Here is a 1,223-nt window from a genome sequence, read left to right on the forward strand (position 1 = left end):
CCGTAAAGCAGCCACACCAGCGCGCCCGTCCTGAACAGCTGCCACAGACAGACCAGCACCAGGGTCGAACCGACGAAGTGCAGCCGGCGGCAGATGGTGTTGCCGTGCTCGCTGAGGTAGAAGGGGTAGAAGTCGGCGAAGCGAGAAAAGCGTTCGGTGCTCATGCGCTGATTCAAGCGCGGGTTGCGCCCGAGCGGCAAGCGGGGATGCCCTCGCAATAATGCGCCGATGCGCGCCATGCCCACCGAGTTGGAGGTTGTCATCCTCGGTGCGGGCATGTCCGGGCTGTGCATGGCCATCCAGCTGCAGCGCGCGGGCGTCGATGACTACCTCATCGTCGAGAAGTCTCACGGGCTGGGTGGCACCTGGTGGAGCAACCGCTACCCTGGCGCCCAGGTCGACGTGCCGGCTCCGGCCTACAGCTTCAGCTTTGCGCCCAACCCTTGTTGGACGCACCGCTTCGCCGACGCGCCCGAGATTCACCGCTACCAGCAGCGCCTGGCCGAGCAGCACGGCCTGGCGGCACGCATGCGTCTGGGCGTGGCCATCACCGAGGCGCGCTTCGACGCACAGGCCGGCCGCTGGGAGCTGAGCCTGGACGATGGCAGCGCCTTGAGCGCGCGCTTCTTCGTCTGCAGCACCGGCCCGCTGAGCCGGCCGCGCTGGCCCGACATCCCCGATCTGGCCTCCTTCAAAGGGCAGTTGCTGCACTCGGCGCGTTGGCCGGCCGACGCGGACTTGGGCGGCAAGCGCATCGGCGTCATCGGCACGGGCTCCACGGCGTCTCAGCTTGTGCCGGCGCTGGCACCCACGGCGGCACGGCTCACGCTGTTCCAGCGCACGCCCAACTGGGTGATGCCGCGGCTGGACCGGCGCTATGGCGCACTCGACCGCTGGCTGGCCCGCTTCCCGCCCTATGCCGCGCTGGCCCGCCATGCCTGGGTGCAGTTCCTGGAGCTGGGGCGGCGCGGCTTCGACGAGGGCACGCTGGCCCGGCGCGCCATGGTGGCCACGGCCCGCGGCCATCTGCGGCGCCATGTGCCCGATGCTGTGCTGCGCGAACGACTGACACCCCGCTATCCGCTGGGATGCAAGCGCATCATCTACTCCAACGACTACTTCCATGCGCTGGCGCTGCCGCAGTCGGAGCTGGTCACGGAGGCCATCACCGGCGTGACGGAAAGAGGCGTGCTGACCCTGGACGGCCGGGAGCACCAGTTGGA

At 69.2% G+C, this 1,223-nt stretch carries 2 protein-coding genes; one reads left to right on the plus strand and one right to left on the minus strand.

All coding sequences use genetic code 11. The annotated features are described in order from the left end of the window. On the minus strand, positions 1-164 hold a 164-nt coding region (locus AC1DU6_RS31850; protein ID WP_477862197.1), incomplete at its 3' end, for an Mpo1-like protein. A gap of 64 nt (positions 165-228) precedes the next feature. Between AC1DU6_RS31850 and AC1DU6_RS31855 the strand changes: the two genes are divergently transcribed. Further along, positions 229-1,223, plus strand: a 995-nt coding sequence (locus tag AC1DU6_RS31855) for a flavin-containing monooxygenase (RefSeq protein ID WP_477862195.1), incomplete at its 3' end; no start/stop codon positions are given.

This window comes from Roseateles sp. P5_B10 (assembly GCF_056400485.1).